Here is a 19,711-nt window from a genome sequence, read left to right as displayed (position 1 = left end):
ATTCAAAGAATTTTTGACGGGGTGGTTTTACAGTTTCTTAAATACCGTGTCATCATGAAACTTCAACATTCTCTCTTTTCTGTTTGATAAACTGAAAAACAGATCCAACAATAAAAAGCAGTAAAATAACAAGAAGAGTCTGCCCAATGATCGGATCTTTGATATCTTTGGCCAAAGGATGTCCAATCGGAACCCGTGTGAATGTTTCGTTAACAGTTGGGACAAGCGACAGAAAAAAGCTGAATGACAACAGGAAATTCTCAAAATACCGGGCTTTCTTACTTTCTTTTTTATTGGAAAAAAGAAAATAGGCCACAGTGATCAAAACAAGGATAAATAATGAGAACACATGTCCTGCATTAAAACCTCCGTTTTTGGAGATACCTAATGCTGTAAGTGAAGTGACGGCCGTCGCATAAAAATAGACTTTTCCTGACGGCTGAGCCAGATTGATTTTACCATATCTGATAAATCCTATCACTGCGCCAATAAGAGCTGTTACGCCAATAATAGTGTGAAAAATTCCTAAACCTGATAGATTCATATTGATTGTATTTTAAAATTGATACTTATAAGCTGCAGGTATATTACTGTTCCCTGTAACTGACGGTACAAATTTGCGATAGAAATACAGAAATGATTTTGTGATTTAGTTCAAGAATTTGGGATTTTGGTTCAAAAAAGAACTCCTTATCAAAACAGGAAATACATTTATAATCTTTAAAAAGGTACGATTATCATCCTTTCCGTTCCTGGCGGTAATTGGAGGGCGTTATATGAAATTTATCGCTGAAGTTTTTGGTAAAAGTGGCCAGATCGTTGAATCCGCATTCGAACGCGATATCGGTAATGCGTTCATCGGATATTAAAAGTAATTCGGCGGCTTTTTCCAGTTTTTTGTTTCTTATATAATTGGCGGGGGTATCGTTGTAAAGTTTTGCAAATTCTCTTTTGAAAGATGATACACTTAAATTGCTTTGCTCAGCAAGCTGTTCGATTGTTAGCTGTGAAAATAAATTCGCTTCAATGATTTGCTTAAAAGAATAAGTGGTGGGAGAGAAAAGCTGTGACAGGATCAGCTGAACGGCCTTAGCATTCTGTGACTGAGCCAACAGCAAAATGATTTCCTTGAGTTTTAGAACCAATATATCTTCATTAACGAGGGAAGGGTTTTCAAAATAAAAAAGCAGCCCTTCTACGTACTTCTGAATCAGAAAGTCATTGTTTATTTTCTCATTGGATTTATTTGAAACGATATCGGAAGGTTTTTGCAGTAATAAAGGCAATTCTCTGTCATAGATTTTTTTCAGGATTTCAGGATAGAACGTAACGATCACAATCTCACAATGATCTTCTGACGCTGAGTTCTGAATATGTTTTCCGGAGCTGATACAGTTCAGAAAAAGAGAATAATTTGCAGAAACATCAAACTCCTGTTCCTCTGTTTTGTACTGAAAATCACCTTTAAGCACATACAGAAAGCAGGCTTGCTCCGAAACCGGAAAATCATACCTGAAGGACCCTGATATATCAATTTTCTGTATCAGGGTTTTCCCAAACAATTCGTGTTTTTTGTAATCATTCAGCATAATGGAGTACGTGAGTTTTTGAATTCAATAATAGGAAAGTTAAATAAATTTTTTTGTAAATGTAAAGCAATATTATATTTTATCGGAGATCAAATCTTAACGCCTCAAAAACAAATAGTTTGGCGACAATTGGCGACTTTGCGTTTTCCAACCTATCTATCCAGAGATTCTTACGAAACGACATTATGTACGAATAAACTAAACGTCGTAAATTTCATTCCGAAGAAATCCGGCCTTACACTTTTTTTGACAGGTAGTTTTACCGGAATAACTTCTCATACCAGCCATCCACATCGCTTTTAATCTCCTCATGATGCTTACATAAAATCATAGCCAGCTCCAGTTCAGATCTCTCAGATTGAAAAGGATTCTTTCTGAAGAATCCGATCTGGAAGCCCTTTATCAATGTGTTGAAATATGCCGCGAAATGGGAAAAACAAAAGAGGAAGTGATAGATCATATCAAAAAATCATGTTCCACCTATCATCATATGACCGGAACCTGTAAAATGGGAATCGACAGCCTTTCTGTAGTAGATCCGAGACTGAGAGTATATGGAATAAAAGGATTAAGGATAGCTGACGTATCGATTATGCCGGATGTGGTTTCCGGAAATACCAACGCACCTACCATTATGATTGGTGAAAAAGAAGCCGATATGATCAGAGAAGATCATCATCTGAAAGTGTCAGGTTTATCTGAAAAGTTATCGTTTGTTGTGTAAGAAGGGTTTAAAACCTTGAAAAGAAGCCGTTTCATATGCATGGAGCGGCTTTTTAATGAAAAATTGAAAGATCATTGAGATCAAAAACTTTATAGCGCTTACCTTTGTTTAAAATAAAATTCATGACACCAGAAAAAAAGAAACTCATTACAGACAGCTTCAGCCGCTCGGAAACCTTGAAATTCTATAAAGCAGAACTGCTGGAAGTAGAAACTGATTTTATATCGATGAAGATCCCTAAGATGGAAATGATGACCCGAAAAGCAGGTATGTTCAATGGCGCAATGATCGCCTCTCTGGTGGATGTTTCTTCAGGATATGCCGCTGTGAGCCATTATCCGGAAGACTGTTATGTAGTGACCGTTGAATTGAAAGTGAACTACCTTCGTCCGGCAATGGGTGATGCTTTGATTTCAAAATCCTATGTTATCAAAGGGGGAGGGAAAATTGTTGTGGTGAGAACGGAAATCTATGTCCAGACCGAAGGTTCTGATTCTGAAAGTCATGTAGCCACTTCATTAGTAACGATGATGAAAATAAAATAAGAAATTAAGAGAAATAAAAGACAAGATATTCCTTCAATAAAGGGTTTCAAAGCATTTTTTTTTCGGAATGGAATAGCTTTTGCTCAACAAACCCCATAAACATTAAAAAATATCACAATGAACTTAATTATCCGACTTTTTATTACAGCAATTGTTGCTTATCTTTTAACTAAAATTTTACCGGGAGTACAGTTTGAAGGATTTTCTTCAGCCATCATCTTTGCGATTGTGCTTGGGGTTCTTAACATATTTGTAAAGCCAATTTTAAGTCTGTTTGGCCTTCCGCTGACTATTCTTACCTTAGGATTCTTTGCGCTGGTAATTAATGCCGCAATTGTCCTTATTGCAGACTATTTCATAGACAGTATGGTTGTAGATGGCTTCTGGTGGGCATTTATCTTCAGTATATTATTATCAATTGTAACTTCTCTGGCGAATTCAATGTTCTCAGATGGAGATTAATTAAAATCATAAAGATCAAAATAGAAATCCGCTCAACGAGCGGATTTCTTTATTTTTTAATGAACTTCAGTAACACGAGGTCTCCTTTCGAATCTTTAAGCTTTAAAAAGTAATTTCCTGAGATAAGCTGACTAATTAAAATTTCTTTCATAAACTGATCTTTTAAAATCACCCTTCCATTCACATCTGTAATCTCATATTCGTTGAAGTTCCGGTCAGTATTTACTTTTAAAATATCTGAAACAGGGTTCGGATAAACTTTGATTAAAACGCTTTTATTTTTAGAGACTGATTCATTAGATATTAAAAATAAACATGAAGGCGGAGTGGTTATTACTCCATCTGTAAAATCATAATACAAAGTACTTCCCATCGGAATCAGATTGGTACTGATGGTAGCAGGAATATTCTCAAATAGAGTACAGTTATTAAAACGGACATTGGCACTTTCAAAATCTCTCGTAGTCTTATACCATGATTCACATCCGGCAGGTTGCATTACAACTCCGGGCCAGAATGTATCGATTGCAAATCCGTCTATAGAATTGGGACTGACCATATCAACCATTACACAGCTTCCTGATGCCCATGTGGAAGGTGCTTTAAAATAAATAGCAGCAGTAGGAATACTTCCTGTATAATACTTTTTACTGATTACAGGAGAAGAACTTCCTTGTCCGTTAACAAGAAATGCCTTGATCTCTTTATTCTGATCAATAGAAATCTGAACATTATTTACGGCAGAGGAAGAACTAATCGTCGGAGTGCTTCCGTCAGTGGTGTAATAAATAGTCCCGTTTCCATTAATTGTGACCTGATAAGGATTATAATAATGATTGGGAAAAGGGCTCATCGTAAGCTGTGAAAAAAAGAATGAAGATACACAGAGTGAAGAAAAAAGTATAAATTTTTTCATAGAAAAATGGGTATTAGTTTAGTCTTTTGTAAAACTAGTAAACTTTTGCCGTACATAAATCAATTATTTATCAACTTTAAAAACTTAATGTTAATTCTTTCGTCCGTTTTTATTTTAAATATTAACTTTGGCAATCTTTGAATTTAATAAAAGGATGTAGGAAATCAACTGATTTTGTACATCCGTTAAAAATGAATATCAACATATGAAACTTAAGTACAGCCTGCTGGCTTTGGCAGCTCCGCTTTTAATGAATGCACAACAAGTAATGACGCCTGAAATTCTTTGGACTTTGAAAAAAGTTGGGGTACAGGCAGTTTCACCAGATCAGGGTTCTCTTATCTATAAAGTAGGGCAGGTAGACCTGAAAACAGAGAAAACGAAAAATGAAAACTATTTTCTGAATGTTCTTAATAACCAGTCTTCCAAAATTGATTTCGGTAAAAAAGCCCTTATTCAGTGGGATAAAAACGGGATCTATGCTCAGGAAGGAGATAAAATCTATCTTTCTAAAGATGCCGGAAAAACCTGGACAGAATTTTATACCATTGGTGAAGCAGATAATATCGTAATTTCTCCTGACGGAAAGAAAATTGCTTTCAGCAAGCAGGTATTGGTTGAAAAAGTAATGGGAAAAGATAAATTCAGTGATACTCCTAAAACAACGGCTCAGGTATACACAGACCTGAACCACAGACACTGGGATTACTTCAATGAAGGTAAGTACAACCATGTATTTGTAGTGAATACAGCCGATAAAGTAGAAGGAGCGAAAGATCTTCTGGAAGGAAAAACCTGGGATTCTCCGCAAAGACCTTTCGGTGGTGCTGAAGATTTTATCTGGAGCCCGGATTCTGCACAGCTTTTATATGTTACAAAACCTAAAAGTGGTAAAGAATATGCTACAAGTACCAATACCGATATCTTTGCTTATGATCTGGCATCAGGTACTACCAAAAACCTTACGGAATCCAACAAAGGATATGATGTAAACCCAAAATTCAGCCCGGACGGAAAATCTCTGATCTGGCAGAGTATGGCCAGAGACGGATATGAAGCAGATAAAAATGATGTGAAAATCTTAGACTGGAAGTCAGGGAAGACGACTAACCTTACTTCAGGTTGGGACGAAAGTGTTTCAGGAGATGTACTTTGGGGAGCAGATTCAAAAACAATCTACTTCACAGCGGCATTCAGAGGTACAAAACAGCTTTTCTCGCTGGATTCAAAATCAGCAAAAGTACAGCAGATCACCAAAGGAGATTTTGACGTTAACGAAATCTTTACAGATAATAAAACTTCACTTCTGGTAGGAAGAACAGACGTAAACCATGCCACAGAATTATTCTCTGTAAACGTTAAAAATGGAGAAATGAAGCAGGTTACTGAAGCCAACAAGGAAACTTATGCTAAGCTGGCTCAGGGGAAATCTGAACTTAAAATGGTGAAAACTTCAGACGGTAAAGAAATGGGAGTTTGGTTCCACTATCCACCGAACTTTGACCCGAACAAAAAATATCCTACTTTGGTATACTGCCAGGGTGGACCACAGTCTGCACTTACTCAATATTTCAGTGTAAGATGGAACTTTGCTCTTATGACAGCTAACGATTATATCGTAGTAGCTCCAAACAGAAGAGGAATGCCGGGCTGGGGAACAAAATGGAACGAAGAAATTTCAAAAGACTGGGGCGGACAGCCAATGAGAGATTATCTGGCAGCAACAGACTTTGCGAAAACTTTACCATACGTGGACGGTGACAGGGTAGCAGCTGTAGGAGCTAGTTACGGAGGATACAGTGTATTTATGCTGGCCGGAATCCATGAGAACAGATTCAAAACATTTATAGCTCATGATGGTTTATTTGATATGAAATCATGGTATCTGACTACCGAAGAACTATGGTTTGCCAACTGGGATCTTGGTTCTCCATGGGAAAAACCACTTCCAAAAGCATACACAGAATTCAATCCAAGCAACTTCGTAGAAAAGTGGAACAAGCCGATCATGATTGTTCAGGGAGGAATTGATTTCCGTGTTCCCTACGAGCAGGGTCAGGAAGCTTTCCAGGCTGCAAAATTAAGAGGATTAAAATCTAAACTGGTGTACTTCCCAAACGAAAACCACTGGGTACTTCATCCACAAAACGGATTGGTATGGCAGAGAGAATTCTTTGACTGGCTGAAGGAAACTTTGTAGACAAACAATATAAAATATCAATAGAAACGGGCTTTAGCCCGTTTTTTTTAATTAAAAAAACAATGACTTTAGCCAAAACCTCAATAACTTCCTTCTTCAGGCTCCCGGTTTCCTGCCTAATTAAAATAAATTAAATCTTTATATTTGAATATGCAAAAGCGTATTTCTTCATTTCCACCCATTATTGACGCTCAGTCTGAAATTCTGATTTTAGGATCAATTCCCGGAGTGAAATCACTGGAAAAACAGCAGTATTATGCCCATCCGCAAAATAAATTCTGGAAAATCATTTTTGAATTACTGAAGGAAGAATTTACTGATGATTACACACAAAGAATTGAAACGATAAAGAAACATCATATTGCCCTGTGGGATGTCATTGATTCCTGCGAGAGAAAAGGAAGTCTGGATTCTGAAATCAGGAACGAAGAAGCCAATCAGATTGCTGAACTGTTGGAAAAACATCCGAATGTAAAAGCTATTTTCTGCAATGGCGGAAAGTCTTACAAAAACTTACAAAAGTTGTTGGGGAAAAATTATAAACTTCCCATTTTTTTATTGCCTTCTACAAGTCCGCTTCATACCGTTTCCTTTGAAAAAAAGCTGGAAGAGTGGAGGAAAATACTGGATTTTTTGGTTTGAGTGTGGGAGAATTTGAGAGTTTTGGAATGACAGGGTTTGAGAGTGAGAAGATAAAGCTAGATTTCTGAGAAATGACAAACAGAGCGCTTTATTTATATGCACCCTTTGTCATTTTTTAGAAATCTATGGTCTTACAAAACTAACCCTCAAACTTTCCCACTCTGAAACCCATTAGCTTCCAGATATTCTCTCAATCCCTTCAACAGTTCCAGCTGGTTTTTTGTCCTGTCCAGATTATGTTCAGGATGCATGATAGAATAGTAGGTACTTCCGTTAAGGTAATCTGTTAAAAAGCGAAGTTCCTGAATATAAATAGCGACTTGTGCTGCATAATCAAGATTCTCATATTCTTCAGGCGTCAGCTTTTCCTTTAAATGAAATAAGAATCCCTCTTTTACTACCTTATACATTTCAGGGTTGAAATTGTTTTGGGCTGTCCCGTCATCTTCCTGTGTTGTATTGGTGTAAGACTGAATCATGGTTCCAAAATCATACAAAATAGTAGAAATCATCATGGTATCAAGATCAATCACAGCTAATGGATTACGGTTCTGATCAAAGAGAATATTACTGATTTTTACATCGGCATGAATAATCCTTTTAGGAATCTGGTTGTTTTTCTCCATTTCAATCCATCGGTCAGGTAAGGACAAAAGCTGGTTGGTGATTTCTATTTCAGTCTTAGCATTTTCTATAAAATAAGGCTCTGCATTTTTTAGAGAGTCTTTATAATCTGCAACCCTCTTCTCAAAATTGAGGAAATTGGGAAGAGAATCTTCAATGGCAGGTAATTGTTCAGTATTTACCGTATTGAGAAAATAACTGAAGGTTTTAGCCGCATCAAAAGCCGTCTGTAAGGAGGGAGCAGTAAGGAATGTAGTGCTGTTTTCTACAAAACTTAACATACGCCATGGCTGACCATTTTTATCTTTTACCAGAATTTTACCGGTAAGAGAAGGAATAGGTTCTATAATTTCAAATTGATAATTATTTGACCTGAGCACTTCATTGATCATTAAATGGTTATTAACGACCACTTCCGGCTGTTTAAAAACATGATTGTTGATTTTCTGCAGAATAAACTTTTTTCCCTGATCTTTATTCTCCAAAAGATAAGTGGTATTGATCAATCCATCAGTAATAGAAGTGAGTTCGTAATTATTCGTAGTTATAAAAGCAGCAATAATATCATTTAGCTCCATAAATCTTCCGGGTATCTGTTATTTTTAATCTCTGAAGTCAGAAAATCTATAATTTCCTTTTTATCGTCAGCATAGGTAACTCCCATCCATCGGGATGGAGATGTTTTCACTTTTACTTTGACTCTGTTTTCGTTCATCATTTTTTGTACTGCGGAAGGAATGTAAAATTCCTGATTGGGCAGTGGATCAGATTCTATGAAATCATAGAAATAGGCTTCCAGATAACAAAAAATATGAGGATGGAAAATAAAAAAGTTCATGGATACCAATGTTTCGGGATCTAATTTTATATTTTCTCCGTTTTCAACATAAATGATTGAATGATTGATCTTTTGAATAGAAGTTTGTTCCTCTACTTTAATCAGATAATTTTCAGCATCCAACGTACATATTCCTCTTGCTACAGCACCGTTGCCACTCAATGTTGTACCCACAGGATAAGCAATCATCCCTAATTGTGTATCTGAAATATAATGATGATTAATTTCATCAGCAGCCAGTCGATAGGCTTCTTTTCCGTAGAAATCATCTGCATTGATCATCACAAAAGGTTCCTGTATTGAATATTTGGCACAAAGTACAGCATGAGCAGTTCCCCATGGCTTCTCACGATCGGGATAATCAAAGCCTTCCAGTGAAATAGGAATGGTGTCTATCTCCTGATATACCCAAAGCAATTCAAAATTTTTAGCTTTTGAAATGCTGTTGAGCCTTTCAATATAACTTTCAGGAATCAGTTTGTTGACAATAATAACTACTTTTTGGAAACCGGCTTCCAAAGCATCAAAGATAGAATACTCAAGAATCGGGGAACCGTTATCAAGTATTCCGTCTATTTGTTTAAGTCCTTTGTACCTACTGCCTAACCCGCCTGCTAATATGAGTAATGTCTTCTTAGAACTCATCAGTCATTCCAAATACAGGTTTACGGGTTTTCCATTTTCCATTGGTAAAATCAGGGATATCAACTACCTGACCACCTTTGGCAATAGACTCTTCACTCAATGGGGTTATAGAATACCATAGGGCAAGATCATATACATCCATCGGGAATTCTATATTTCGTTTGATACATTCAATAAAAGTATTCATTACAAAGAAATCCATCCCGCCATGTCCGGCGCCTGCAGCGGTAGTTTCAAACTTCTTCCACATTGGATGATCATATTCTTTCATCCATTTTTCAGTATTATCCCAACGGTGGGTATGGTTCATTGTTTTTTCAAAATAGATATGTCCCTGGTTGAAATCTCCCCATCCGAAATCCTGCCACAATCCCTCAGTTCCTTGAACTCTGAAGCCAAGATCATATGGTCTCTGCAAACTTGTATCATGAGTAAGAAGGATAGTCTCTCCATTGGCACAGGCAATCTGTGTGGTTACAATATCTCCCTGGTTGAATTTTACTTTGGCACTAGGATGGTTTTCTCCTCCTTTTGGATGTTCAACAATATATTTATGAAGGCCTACAGATTTTGATGAGAATGAAGAAAGCCTCGTTAAACGATTTCCTCTATTGATATCCATCATCATCGCAACCGGACCTAATCCATGGGTAGGATAAAGCTCTCCATTACGCTTTACATAATGTTCGGTTCTCCATTTTGCTTCACTGAATCCTTTTTTTCCAAATTCAGCCCCGGAATTGTACGGATTAACTCCATCATTGAAAAGAACGCCTCTCAGATCATGCTGATAACCACCTCTTCCATGCACCAGCTCTCCGAACATTCCTTTACGGACCATATTCAGGATGGCCATAATATCTCTGCGGTAACACACGTTTTCCATCATGAAGATAGGAACTTTCGTTTCCTCATATACCTTTACAAATTCCCAGCAGTCCTGAAGCTTTATAGCCCCGGAAACTTCCATGCCCACAATTTTTTTAGCACGCATAGCTTCTACGCCCTGGGTAAGATGCCATTCCCATGGAGTAGCAATCACAACAGCGTCTATAGTTTTTAATTTTAAAAGATTTCGATAGTCATATTCCCCGTTGGAAAACTCCTGAGCAGCCGGTTTATTGTTGTCTTTTAAGATTTTTTGAGAAGCAGCAAGCATTCTTTTCTCCGGATCTGCAAACGCAACAATCTCTACATCATTACGTTTTGCCAGTAATTTTACATGCTCCTGGCCACGAAGGCCTACGCCGATAAAACCGACGCGGACTTTTTTATCCGTTTTAAAATCATTGGAATAAGCAAATAAAGAATTGGGTAAAACCAATGCCCCAAAGCTTGCTAAAGCTGCGGTCTTAAGAAAGTTTCTGCGGGAGTTACTATTGTTCATCTATTTTTTTTCTTAAATATATTAAAACTTTTGTAAATCCCGATAAAGTGATAGATAATAGGAGAATGAAGAAACAGAAGTAGTTGGTGAGAATTTGTAGCTTGTTGGATTTTAAAGTTGAATGATTTTGGAATTGTTGACGTATGGATTATTAATTTTCGCTTTTTTCTCTATTTTGATCATTTATATTTTTTTTACATACTTTGTTATATGCGTAAAAATTTATTGATTGATCCAGGCTTTTCTTAATGCAATTTGTTTTGAATCGGGGTTGGAAACAGGAGTTACCTTTCCGGTAGCTTCATCATAGTTGAATCCTGCTTTTTCCAGATACTCTTTTAAAGGAATGGGTTGAGTACCCTCTACATAATCTCTGAAAAATGTACGGATTTCCGGAAAGGTCATTTTGGTAATCTCATTAAAAAGCTCATCATCATTAAAATATTTACCCGCTCCATATTTTTTCATAAGCATCTGCATCAGATCCTGAGTTCCTGTTTTACCGTTAGAAAGTTCTCTTAGTCTTATATCCAGACACAATGCGATTAATGCTCCTTTCATATAAAAGTTCATATACTGATCCTGTCTTTCCATAGATTTTTTACTCATTTCCGTTAAAGATAGAGTGTTGTCAAATGCTTTCATACCCTCAATCTTTTCTTCCAGGCTTTTTTCAAAATCTTCCAGACTGATCATTTTTTGTTTGATAGGCATATGAACGGTAGCATACTCCGTCATTCCTTCGTATAGCCACAAATGTTTAGACATAACAGGATTCAGGAAATCATAATGCTGAATTTCCCCTGAATGAATGTTGAGTGGAGTAACAACATGGAAAAACTCATGGGAAGCCACTCTGTTCAGAGCATTTGGAAGAAACTTCATACTTCCGGAACGGTACAGGCAGACCGTAGAGTGGGAATGTTCAAGTCCGTCCCCTAAAAATCCGTTCTCATTGGAAGATTCATAATAAATCAGAAAAGCATATTTGTTGACAGGTAATGTTCCGCCAAGATAAGCCTGCTGATTTTTCAGAATATTTTCTATTTCGTGAGCAATCGTTTTGGAGTAATGTCTTTCCTTTTTATTGTAGAATGAGACAAGTACTTTGGTATGACCTATTTTCAGCCAGGTGGTATCAGGAACGGAATATAAAACGGGAGAATCTACCAGTTCACGGTAATCCTTTGCCCAAACCATATCCGTATTCTTATTTTTCTGTTGATAATTTAAAGCAGAAGATGCGTAGAAATCCTTATTCTTTTTAATGGTAATCTTATAAGGAATATCTTTTAGTTCTTCAAAATATCCCACTAAAGAATTATAATTGATGACAAAAACACTGTCTTTTATAAACATGCTGCCGGCAGATCTGGCTTCGTTAGATTCTTTTTCCAGAGAGTCCCACCCGTCAGCTACCTGATAAGATATTTTCTTTACACGATTGAGATCATGTACCATCCAGCTGTCTTTATCCAGACGTTCGGTCACTATTTTTTTACCGTTTTTATCGGTGGCGGTGAAATCAGAAACATATTGTCCGAAATTCATAGCCTGATAAAACCCGGGTACCAGTTTGGGAATGATAAATTTGCCCTGTTTAAGATTATTCTTTGGAGGCGAAAGAGATACCCGGACTTCATCATTGGACATATGAAGAAGATCTATAGAATATTCGTAATTTTTCTTTGAAGTCTGGGCAATCATCAGGCTAGGTAGTATGATGACCACAAAAAATAGCTTTATAAGGGTATTCATGGGCTGCAAATCTTAATTATTACGAAAATTCTAAATCACTTCTAAGTTTTGTTGGTCTTATTTTTCCATATAGTATACCTCCTCATAAGGCTGAATCAGTACCCATCCATGTCCTGAAAATTTCATCTGAAACTCTTCGCCGCTTCCTCTGCCGATAAGACTTTTGAAAGAAACATTCGTTTTCAGTTCCGGGCTTAGGTTTCCGGACCATGCCACAGTAGCATTCGGATCTGTAAACACAGGAGTATCTGGAGTAACCAACAATGTAAGAGGATCTCCGTGAGTTGTAATGGCAATATGTCCAGTTCCTGAAAGTTTTGCCTGAAAAAGTCCTCCGGACATCATTCCTGCAATACTTTTCAGCATGGTGATATCACTTTTGACGCTTTGTTCGTGGGCAAGGATATCATTTCCGTTTACACAAACAGATTCATTATTCAGATACAGAATACGGACTTTCTTCCCGGAATCTGCAACATATAGTTTTCCGGTTCCTTCTGCTTTCATCAGCCTGGCTCCTTCACCGCTGATAGCTTTCTTTAAAAGATTTCCAATTCCTCCGGACAGCATTCCCTGTCTTTCAAAATTGATATTTCCCACATAGCTTACCATGCTTCCTCTTTTCGTCCATACTGCCTGATTGTTAAGGTTGATTTCCAGAAGATGTTTCGTTTCCAGTTCAAAATAATCTCTTTGCTGCGGATTTTCTTTCGTTTCGTTGATAAATGCTTCAATTGAATATTTACTCATAATGATATTTTTTAATTGGCTGTTTTTATAGTGTTATTACTTTAGTTTGTCGAGTTTATACTCCCTTTTGTTACTTTTAGGATTCAGATCTACAAATTCATACGCTTCAAAATTGGCAAGTCTGGTTTTGAACATTTCAGTTGCTTTTTCTAATGACCATGTTTTAGGATAATGAAAACCTTCAAATTCAGTATTGAAAATTTCTGCTTTGAAATCATGTGAAAACTCATAATCGCCTGCGTAGGTCAGTGCTATTTTGCCCGTCCATGTAATATCATACCGGTTATTCTCTTTTTTTGAAAACCGGATCTGATGTCCTGCACAGCTATCATGTCCCAGCAGGTAGATGTTGAAAGCAAGATCATCATCATCAGAATGTTGTTCAGACGGAAGATCATTACTGAAAAGATCATTTTGAACAACAGCATCGAAATCTAATTTTTCATCAAGGTTATTAATTCTGATTCCTCTCTGTTCACCCCAATAGTTGGACGAGAGTGTACAGGCATGATAGTTTCTCCATACGATTTTGGAGTCCCAGTCGGACAGATCTTTGTCGTCTTCTTCCCTGTTTTCATCGTCATTGGCGTAATAATTTTCAGTTTTTAAATGAAAATCAAACCAGATAAATCCATATTCATCAATCCGCCCGCTCCAGCTAAAGGTTTCAATTTTGTGGCCATTAGGATACGGATTATCAATGAAGTATATTTTACTTACAGATTCCATGTTGAATTTTAATTTTTCCAAAAATACTCTTTTTATGCCTTGGAAATCCCCGTAAAATCACGGTTTTATATTTGATTGTAAATAATACTTGACAAAGGGGTGTTCAATGTCGTATATTTGCACTCCGAAAATTACACCTTGTAATTTCAGTAATTTTTAAACCGTAATTTAAAAAATGAAAACATCAGATTTTAATTTTGATCTTCCTGCGGAATTATTAGCAGAACACCCATCAGAGCACAGAGACGAAGCGAGATTAATGGTACTTGATAGAAAAACACAGACTATCGAGCACAAATTATTCAAGGATGTTGTGGATTATTTTGATGAAGAAGATTTGTTCATCTTCAACAATACAAAAGTTTTCCCTGCACGTCTTTACGGAAATAAAGAAAAAACAGGTGCTAAAATTGAGGTTTTCTTATTAAGAGAGCTTGATAAAGAAACCAGAGTTTGGGACGTTTTGGTAGATCCTGCAAGAAAAATCAGAATTGGTAACAAATTATTCTTCACAGAAGATGAGTCTTTGGTAGCTGAGGTTATTGATAACACAACTTCAAGAGGAAGAACATTAAGATTCTTATTCGACGGTTCTTACGACGAATTCAGAACGAAATTAAAAGAATTGGGAGAAACTCCACTTCCAAAATATATCAAAAGAGCAGTAGAGCCGGAAGATGCAGAAAGATATCAGACAATCTATGCAAAAGTAGAAGGAGCAGTAGCTGCCCCTACAGCAGGTCTTCACTTCTCCAAGCATTTGATGAAGAGATTGGAGATCAAAGGAATCAATTTTGCTGAAGTTACCCTTCACGTAGGATTGGGAACATTCAACCCGATTGAGGTAGAAGATCTTTCCAAGCACAAAATGGAATCTGAAGAGATTATCATCGATGAGAAAAACGCTGCCATCATTAATAAAGCAGTTGAATCTCACAGAAGAGTTTGTGCTGTAGGAACTACTACCATGAGAGCACTGGAAACTTCTGTTTCTTCAAACAAAAAAATATCTGCTTTCAACGGATGGACAAACAAATTCATTTATCCTCCTCACGATTTTGGAGTAGCGAACTCAATGATCACGAACTTCCACACACCGAAGTCTACTCTGATCATGATGATTGCTGCATTTGCCGGAAGAGATTTCGTAATGCACGCTTATGAAGAAGCCGTAAAAGAAAAGTATAAATTCTATTCTTATGGTGACGCAATGTTAATTCTATAAAAAAAAGTAAAAAGAGCCAAGTTAAAGGTAATAGAAGTAGAGATGAGACAAAATGATTTACTTATAAGAACTTTTACATTTGGAGTTGATTGTCTTAAGTTTTTAAGAACGCTTCCCAATGATTCTGAAAGTAAATTAATACGATTTCAGCTCGGAAAATCAGCTACTTCAATAGGCGCTAATTATGAAGAATCCCAGACAGGATCTTCTAAGGCAGATTTTAAAAATAAAGTAAAAATTGCTTTGAGAGAAGCCCGAGAAAGTCATTTTTGGCTTAGAGTTTTAGAAGAATTAGATGGTTATGATTCTGAGGAATTTAAAGCTTTATTGAATGAAAGTAACGAATTGAAAAACATTTTGGCTGCAATAGTTAACAATACTAAACTTTAAACCTTTTACTTTTAACTTGGCTCTTTAATATTATGAAAGATATCCGTACATTATCACTAGACCAGCTTAAAGACTACTTTGTGTCTTTAGGAGAAAAGCCGTTTCGTGCGAAACAGGTCTATGACTGGCTATGGAGTAAAAACCTCCATTCGATTGACGAAATGACGAATCTTTCAAAATCACTTCGTGAGAGAATTTCGGAAGAATATACCATTAATCCTGTTTCCGTAGACCTTCTTCAGAAAAGTTCTGACGGAACCATCAAAAACGGAGTGAAACTTCACGACGGGCTGATGGTGGAATCTGTTCTTATTCCTACAGAAACAAGAACTACAGCCTGTGTCTCTTCACAGGTAGGATGCTCATTAAACTGCGAATTCTGTGCTACGGCAAGGCTGAAAAGGATGAGAAACCTTGAAGTTGCTGAAATTGTAGATCAGGTAGCTCTGATTGACAGCCAGAGTAGAATGTATTTCGACAGACCGCTTTCCAATATCGTATTTATGGGAATGGGAGAGCCGATGATGAATTACAAAAACGTAGTGGAAGCCATCAAAAAAATTACCCAGCCGGAAGGTTTGGGAATGTCCCCAAGAAGAATTACCGTTTCTACATCCGGTATTCCTAAGATGATCAAAATGCTTGCAGATGACGAACTGCGTGTGAAGCTGGCTTTATCCCTTCACTCTGCTATCGAATCCAAGCGTAATGAAATTATGCCTTTCTCTGATAAGTTCCCATTGACGGATATTATGGAGGCTCTTCAGTACTGGTATCAGAAGACCGGTTCTGTTATTACATTTGAATACTGCGTATGGAAAGGAATCAATGACGGAGATGAGGACATTAAAGCTTTAATCAAATACTGCAAACAGGTTCCTTCAAAAGTAAACCTGATTCAATACAATCCGATCGGGGACGGAAAATATGACCAGTGCAACAAACAGGCAGAAGAAAATTATATCCGTCAGCTTGAAAATGCAGGGATTACTGTAATGGTCAGAAGAAGCCGTGGAGGTGATATTGATGCCGCTTGCGGACAGTTAGCCAACAAAACAACAGATTAAAATTTCCTTAAAAAAAGCCTAAAACTTTCTTAAAAAATAGCTTAAAACCCTACCTTTGCACAAATTATTTTGTGATGATGGATTTTCTTATGAGCGAGGACGGGCTGGAAAATGTGTATGCATGGGCAATCCCATTGCATGCCACTGTTATTTTAGCTGAAATGATTTACAGCCACGTTTCAGAAGCTAAGTTATATAGTGGAAAAGATCTTGCCACCAATGTTTATCTTGCATTGATGAACTTTGGTCTTGACCTTATCATGAAGGCATTTGCCATGGGCGTAATGTTCTTCTTTTACCATCACAGGCTTTTCTCTTGGGACCTTAGCGTATGGTACTTGCTGGCATGTTTTATCATCACAGACTTTGCCTATTATGTGCTGCATTATGTGGACCACCGTTCCAGAGCATTCTGGGCAGTACATATTACGCATCACAGTTCAGAATATTTTAATCTGACAACAGGATTCAGAAGCCCTGTATTACAGCCGCTTTACAGATATTTGTATTTTTCACCGCTTGCATTTTTAGGATTCAATCCCTGGCACATCATGGTGGCATACGCCATCGGACAAGTGTATGGGACATGGGTGCATACGCAGACTGTGAAGAGTATGGGATTTCTTGAATATATTCTGGTAACGCCTTCTCATCACCGTGTACACCATGCTTGTAACGTAAAATACCTGGATAAAAATATGGGAATGTGTCTCATTATCTGGGATAAAATATTTGGAACCTTCCAAAAAGAAGATCCGAATGTACCCGTGAAATATGGAATCTATCCAAAAATGCCGGATAACAGACCGGATACGGTATTATTTTATGAATGGAGAAAAATCTGGAAAGATCTTAAGCAGCCAGGACTAAAATTTACAGATAGAATCAATTATATCTTTAATTCTCCGGGATGGAGACATGACGGAACAGGAAAAACCGTAAGGCAGTACCAGAAAGAGTATTTTGCAAGACAGGCACAAAAGAAAGAACAACAGCAAAATCAGAAAGAGCAGAAAACTGCTTAACTTTTGATTTAAAATCAATAGAAATCTAAGTGAAAAACGGGCTATTTTAGTCCGTTTTTCTATTTTTAGAATTGGCATTTTCGAAGGCTATACAGTATTTATATTCCGCAGGAATCCACACTCTCCCCTCAAACCCGCATCCCGCATCACTTGTAAACGCTTTTAGCTCAAACCCTCCAACTCTCTAACTCACAATAAAACCTTATTTTTGTCTTATGAAAAAACTCCTTCTGATTGTTACTCTTTTCGTTGGCCAATCTGCATTTTCCCAGCGGACTGATTTTCTGAAAATAAAAAAATACAGAATAAACTACCTGGATGATAAAATTCAGGAAACTTCAGGACTGAATATTTTAAACGGAAGATTGTATACATTCAATGACAGTGGAAATCCTGCCGAACTTTTTGAATTGGATAAAAAAAGTGGGGAAATTATCAGGATACTGAAAACCAATTTAATCAATACAGATTGGGAAGCGTTAGCCAATGACGGAGAAAATTTTTATATCGGGGATTTCGGAAACAATACCGGAACAAGAAAGGATCTGACGATTTACAAAGTTCCATACGAACGTCTCGATGAGTCTAATGCCATTAAAATTCCAGGTTCGGAAAGGGCCTTAGATGGAACGAAAATTTTGTTTTATTATCCTGAACAGACCGAATTTATTGCTAAAAACACAAAGAACGATTTCGATGCAGAAGCTATGATTTATCTGAATGGAAAATTGCACCTATTTACCAAAGAATGGGCTTCAAAAGCAACCTCGCACTATATTGTAGATCCTGAACTCTCAGAACTGCAAAAAGCAGAAAAAATAGAAACCTATAAAACAGGTTTTGTAGTTACAGATGCCTCTTATTTTGATAAAAAGCTTTATTTGATAGGATATACCAAGAAAACAGAAGTCTTTTTAGATATTTTTACAGAAACAGAACCCGGAATATTTTTTAAAGAAAAACCAAAGCACTATTACCTCGGGACTGCGCTTTCATTAGCACAGATTGAGGGAATAAGTGCAGATGAAACGGGAATTTATATTTCAGGGGAAAAGTTCAGATCTCCGTTGGGAACTACAAAACCTTCATTTTATTTTATCCCGAAAGAACAACTCAAAGATTAATTTGTCTTTAAATTGAGCGAAAAAAATTATCTTTGTGAGAATTAATAATTATTCACCCAGCATCGCAGATTGTGGCAAACATTGTAGAAGAGATTAAACGACCGATCAATGATGAAATGAAACTTTTTGAACAGAAGTTTTATGAGTCAATGCAGAGTAAAGTAGCTTTATTGGATAAAGTAACCCGTTTTATTGTTACCACCAAAGGAAAGCAGATGCGTCCTATGTTTGTCTTTCTTTGTGCCAAACTGGTGGGTGAGGTGACGGAAAAAACGTACCGCGGTGCTTCTATGATCGAACTGATTCACACCGCTACTCTGGTACATGATGATGTGGTGGATGAAAGCTTTAAACGTCGTAATTTCTTTTCAATCAATGCATTGTGGAAAAATAAAATTGCGGTTTTGGTGGGGGATTACCTTTTATCAAAATCAGTTTTACTATCTACAGATCACAAAGATTATGATCTGCTTGGGGTTATTTCCAGAACCATCCGTGAAATGTCTGAAGGAGAACTTCTGCAGCTTGAAAAAGCAAGAAAACTGGATATTACGGAAGAGGTTTATTATGAAATTATCCGGCAGAAAACAGCTACTCTGATTGCTGCATGCTGTGAAATAGGAGTTCTTTCCAATAATGCGGATGAAGTTTTAGCCAAAAAGATGATGGATTTTGGCACTTATACCGGAATGGCATTTCAGATCAAAGATGATCTTTTCGATTATTTAAGTTCAAACGTGATCGGTAAACCTGTAGGAATTGATATTAAAGAACAGAAAATGACCCTGCCTTTGATTCATACCTTGAAAATAGCGTCTGAAAAAGATAGAAAGTATTATTTCGATACCATAAAACGATATAATAACAATCCCAAACGTGTAAAGGAGCTTATAGAATTTGTTAAAAGTTCAGGTGGATTGGATTATGCCATTAAAGTGATGAAAGAATTTCAGCAGAAAGCAAAAGATATCCTGAATGAATTTCCGGATTCTGAAGCAAGGAAATCGTTGCATATTATGCTTGATTATGTTATTGAGCGAAAATTCTGACATTAATATTTTATCCGTTCTG

The 19,711-nt window shown here is 36.9% G+C and carries 20 protein-coding genes; 11 read left to right on the top strand and 9 right to left on the bottom strand.

Annotated elements, in window-relative coordinates; translation table 11 throughout:
• Nucleotides 1-52: 52 nt before the first annotated feature.
• The gene (locus tag DEU39_RS09715) at nt 53-544 is read right to left on the bottom strand and encodes a hypothetical protein (RefSeq protein ID WP_120231788.1); all 492 of its coding nucleotides are present in this window, start codon (nt 542-544) and stop codon (nt 53-55) included.
• Nucleotides 545-737: 193 nt separating this feature from the next.
• On the bottom strand, nt 738-1,589 hold the full coding sequence (locus tag DEU39_RS09710) for a helix-turn-helix domain-containing protein (RefSeq protein WP_120231787.1): 852 nt from the start codon (nt 1,587-1,589) through the stop codon (nt 738-740).
• A 358-nt stretch (nt 1,590-1,947) separates the two neighbouring features.
• On the opposite strand from DEU39_RS09710, the gene DEU39_RS09705 reads away from it, so the two are divergent.
• The 3 genes from DEU39_RS09705 to DEU39_RS09695 all read left to right on the top strand — a co-directional run bounded on the left by DEU39_RS09705 (nt 1,948) and on the right by DEU39_RS09695 (nt 3,320).
• The gene (locus tag DEU39_RS09705; protein ID WP_228436728.1) at nt 1,948-2,313 is read left to right on the top strand and encodes a GMC oxidoreductase; all 366 of its coding nucleotides are present in this window, start codon (nt 1,948-1,950) and stop codon (nt 2,311-2,313) included.
• A 122-nt stretch (nt 2,314-2,435) separates the two neighbouring features.
• Nucleotides 2,436-2,858, top strand: coding sequence for a PaaI family thioesterase (locus DEU39_RS09700; RefSeq protein WP_062672074.1), 423 nt, complete (start codon nt 2,436-2,438; stop codon nt 2,856-2,858).
• A 117-nt stretch (nt 2,859-2,975) separates the two neighbouring features.
• The gene (locus DEU39_RS09695; protein ID WP_114821738.1) at nt 2,976-3,320 is read left to right on the top strand and encodes a phage holin family protein; all 345 of its coding nucleotides are present in this window, start codon (nt 2,976-2,978) and stop codon (nt 3,318-3,320) included.
• 49 nt (nt 3,321-3,369) lie between these two features.
• Here the strand turns inward: DEU39_RS09695 and DEU39_RS09690 are convergent, their stop codons facing one another.
• The gene (locus tag DEU39_RS09690; protein WP_120231785.1) at nt 3,370-4,236 is read right to left on the bottom strand and encodes a chitobiase/beta-hexosaminidase C-terminal domain-containing protein; all 867 of its coding nucleotides are present in this window, start codon (nt 4,234-4,236) and stop codon (nt 3,370-3,372) included.
• Between the two features lie 205 nt (nt 4,237-4,441).
• Here DEU39_RS09690 and DEU39_RS09685 point away from each other — a divergent pair, with 205 nt between their 5' ends.
• Together DEU39_RS09685 and DEU39_RS09680 are read left to right on the top strand one after the other, a co-directional pair.
• Nucleotides 4,442-6,436, top strand: a complete 1,995-nt coding sequence (locus DEU39_RS09685) for a S9 family peptidase (protein ID WP_120231784.1) — start codon at nt 4,442-4,444, stop codon at nt 6,434-6,436.
• A 150-nt stretch (nt 6,437-6,586) separates the two neighbouring features.
• A complete protein-coding gene (locus DEU39_RS09680) occupies nt 6,587-7,078 on the top strand; it encodes a DNA-deoxyinosine glycosylase (protein ID WP_120231783.1) in 492 nt (163 codons plus the stop codon).
• Between the two features lie 146 nt (nt 7,079-7,224).
• On the opposite strand, the gene DEU39_RS09675 is transcribed toward DEU39_RS09680, so the two are convergent.
• The 6 genes from DEU39_RS09675 to DEU39_RS09650 all read right to left on the bottom strand — a co-directional run bounded on the left by DEU39_RS09675 (nt 7,225) and on the right by DEU39_RS09650 (nt 13,830).
• On the bottom strand, nt 7,225-8,280 hold the full coding sequence (locus DEU39_RS09675; protein ID WP_120231782.1) for a phosphotransferase enzyme family protein: 1,056 nt from the start codon (nt 8,278-8,280) through the stop codon (nt 7,225-7,227).
• Nucleotides 8,271-9,185 carry an NDP-sugar synthase gene (locus DEU39_RS09670; protein ID WP_120231781.1) on the bottom strand — a complete coding sequence of 305 codons (915 nt, stop codon included), beginning with the start codon at nt 9,183-9,185 and terminating at the stop codon, nt 8,271-8,273. Before DEU39_RS09670 ends, DEU39_RS09675 begins: the two co-directional genes overlap by 10 nt.
• A complete protein-coding gene (locus DEU39_RS09665) occupies nt 9,175-10,572 on the bottom strand; it encodes a Gfo/Idh/MocA family protein (protein WP_120231780.1) in 1,398 nt (465 codons plus the stop codon). Before DEU39_RS09665 ends, DEU39_RS09670 begins: the two co-directional genes overlap by 11 nt.
• 222 nt (nt 10,573-10,794) lie before the next feature.
• A complete protein-coding gene (locus tag DEU39_RS09660; RefSeq protein ID WP_120231779.1) occupies nt 10,795-12,330 on the bottom strand; it encodes a peptidase M61 in 1,536 nt (511 codons plus the stop codon).
• Nucleotides 12,331-12,387: 57 nt separating this feature from the next.
• Nucleotides 12,388-13,080: an AIM24 family protein gene (locus DEU39_RS09655; protein ID WP_062672057.1), complete on the bottom strand. Its 693-nt coding sequence runs from the start codon at nt 13,078-13,080 to the stop codon at nt 12,388-12,390.
• Nucleotides 13,081-13,116: 36 nt separating this feature from the next.
• Nucleotides 13,117-13,830: a hypothetical protein gene (locus DEU39_RS09650; protein ID WP_228436726.1), complete on the bottom strand. Its 714-nt coding sequence runs from the start codon at nt 13,828-13,830 to the stop codon at nt 13,117-13,119.
• Nucleotides 13,831-13,984: 154 nt separating this feature from the next.
• On the opposite strand from DEU39_RS09650, the gene queA reads away from it, so the two are divergent.
• The 6 genes from queA to DEU39_RS09620 all read left to right on the top strand — a co-directional run bounded on the left by queA (nt 13,985) and on the right by DEU39_RS09620 (nt 19,689).
• On the top strand, nt 13,985-15,034 hold the full coding sequence (gene queA, locus DEU39_RS09645; protein ID WP_034696367.1) for a tRNA preQ1(34) S-adenosylmethionine ribosyltransferase-isomerase QueA: 1,050 nt from the start codon (nt 13,985-13,987) through the stop codon (nt 15,032-15,034).
• A 42-nt stretch (nt 15,035-15,076) separates the two neighbouring features.
• Complete coding sequence (locus tag DEU39_RS09640) at nt 15,077-15,424, top strand: four helix bundle protein (protein ID WP_120231777.1); 348 nt, start codon at nt 15,077-15,079, stop codon at nt 15,422-15,424.
• Nucleotides 15,425-15,456: 32 nt separating this feature from the next.
• Nucleotides 15,457-16,491, top strand: coding sequence for a 23S rRNA (adenine(2503)-C(2))-methyltransferase RlmN (gene rlmN / locus DEU39_RS09635; RefSeq protein WP_120231776.1), 1,035 nt, complete (start codon nt 15,457-15,459; stop codon nt 16,489-16,491).
• Between the two features lie 74 nt (nt 16,492-16,565).
• A complete protein-coding gene (locus DEU39_RS09630; protein WP_062672048.1) occupies nt 16,566-17,516 on the top strand; it encodes a sterol desaturase family protein in 951 nt (316 codons plus the stop codon).
• Nucleotides 17,517-17,731: 215 nt separating this feature from the next.
• Entirely contained in the window at nt 17,732-18,640 is a 909-nt protein-coding gene (locus tag DEU39_RS09625) for a hypothetical protein (RefSeq protein ID WP_120231775.1), read from the top strand.
• Between the two features lie 71 nt (nt 18,641-18,711).
• Entirely contained in the window at nt 18,712-19,689 is a 978-nt protein-coding gene (locus tag DEU39_RS09620) for a polyprenyl synthetase family protein (RefSeq protein ID WP_120231774.1), read from the top strand.
• Nucleotides 19,690-19,711 lie beyond the last annotated feature (22 nt).

Origin of the sequence: Chryseobacterium sp. AG363 (genome assembly GCF_003610675.1) — a bacterium.
Classification (GTDB): domain Bacteria; phylum Bacteroidota; class Bacteroidia; order Flavobacteriales; family Weeksellaceae; genus Chryseobacterium; species Chryseobacterium cucumeris.
This window is presented reverse-complemented; position numbering and strand designations above follow the sequence as displayed.

Coding starts and splice junctions, on each gene's coding strand:
- DEU39_RS09715 (WP_120231788.1), bottom strand. CDS start 544: ATGAATCTATCAGGTTTAGGAATTTTTCACACTATTATTGGCGTAACA.
- DEU39_RS09710 (WP_120231787.1), bottom strand. CDS start 1,589: ATGCTGAATGATTACAAAAAACACGAATTGTTTGGGAAAACCCTGATA.
- DEU39_RS09700 (WP_062672074.1), top strand. CDS start 2,436: ATGACACCAGAAAAAAAGAAACTCATTACAGACAGCTTCAGCCGCTCG.
- DEU39_RS09695 (WP_114821738.1), top strand. CDS start 2,976: ATGAACTTAATTATCCGACTTTTTATTACAGCAATTGTTGCTTATCTT.
- DEU39_RS09690 (WP_120231785.1), bottom strand. CDS start 4,236: ATGAAAAAATTTATACTTTTTTCTTCACTCTGTGTATCTTCATTCTTT.
- DEU39_RS09685 (WP_120231784.1), top strand. CDS start 4,442: ATGAAACTTAAGTACAGCCTGCTGGCTTTGGCAGCTCCGCTTTTAATG.
- DEU39_RS09680 (WP_120231783.1), top strand. CDS start 6,587: ATGCAAAAGCGTATTTCTTCATTTCCACCCATTATTGACGCTCAGTCT.
- DEU39_RS09675 (WP_120231782.1), bottom strand. CDS start 8,280: ATGGAGCTAAATGATATTATTGCTGCTTTTATAACTACGAATAATTAC.
- DEU39_RS09670 (WP_120231781.1), bottom strand. CDS start 9,185: ATGAGTTCTAAGAAGACATTACTCATATTAGCAGGCGGGTTAGGCAGT.
- DEU39_RS09665 (WP_120231780.1), bottom strand. CDS start 10,572: ATGAACAATAGTAACTCCCGCAGAAACTTTCTTAAGACCGCAGCTTTA.
- DEU39_RS09660 (WP_120231779.1), bottom strand. CDS start 12,330: ATGAATACCCTTATAAAGCTATTTTTTGTGGTCATCATACTACCTAGC.
- DEU39_RS09655 (WP_062672057.1), bottom strand. CDS start 13,080: ATGAGTAAATATTCAATTGAAGCATTTATCAACGAAACGAAAGAAAAT.
- queA (WP_034696367.1), top strand. CDS start 13,985: ATGAAAACATCAGATTTTAATTTTGATCTTCCTGCGGAATTATTAGCA.
- DEU39_RS09640 (WP_120231777.1), top strand. CDS start 15,077: ATGAGACAAAATGATTTACTTATAAGAACTTTTACATTTGGAGTTGAT.
- rlmN (WP_120231776.1), top strand. CDS start 15,457: ATGAAAGATATCCGTACATTATCACTAGACCAGCTTAAAGACTACTTT.
- DEU39_RS09630 (WP_062672048.1), top strand. CDS start 16,566: ATGATGGATTTTCTTATGAGCGAGGACGGGCTGGAAAATGTGTATGCA.
- DEU39_RS09625 (WP_120231775.1), top strand. CDS start 17,732: ATGAAAAAACTCCTTCTGATTGTTACTCTTTTCGTTGGCCAATCTGCA.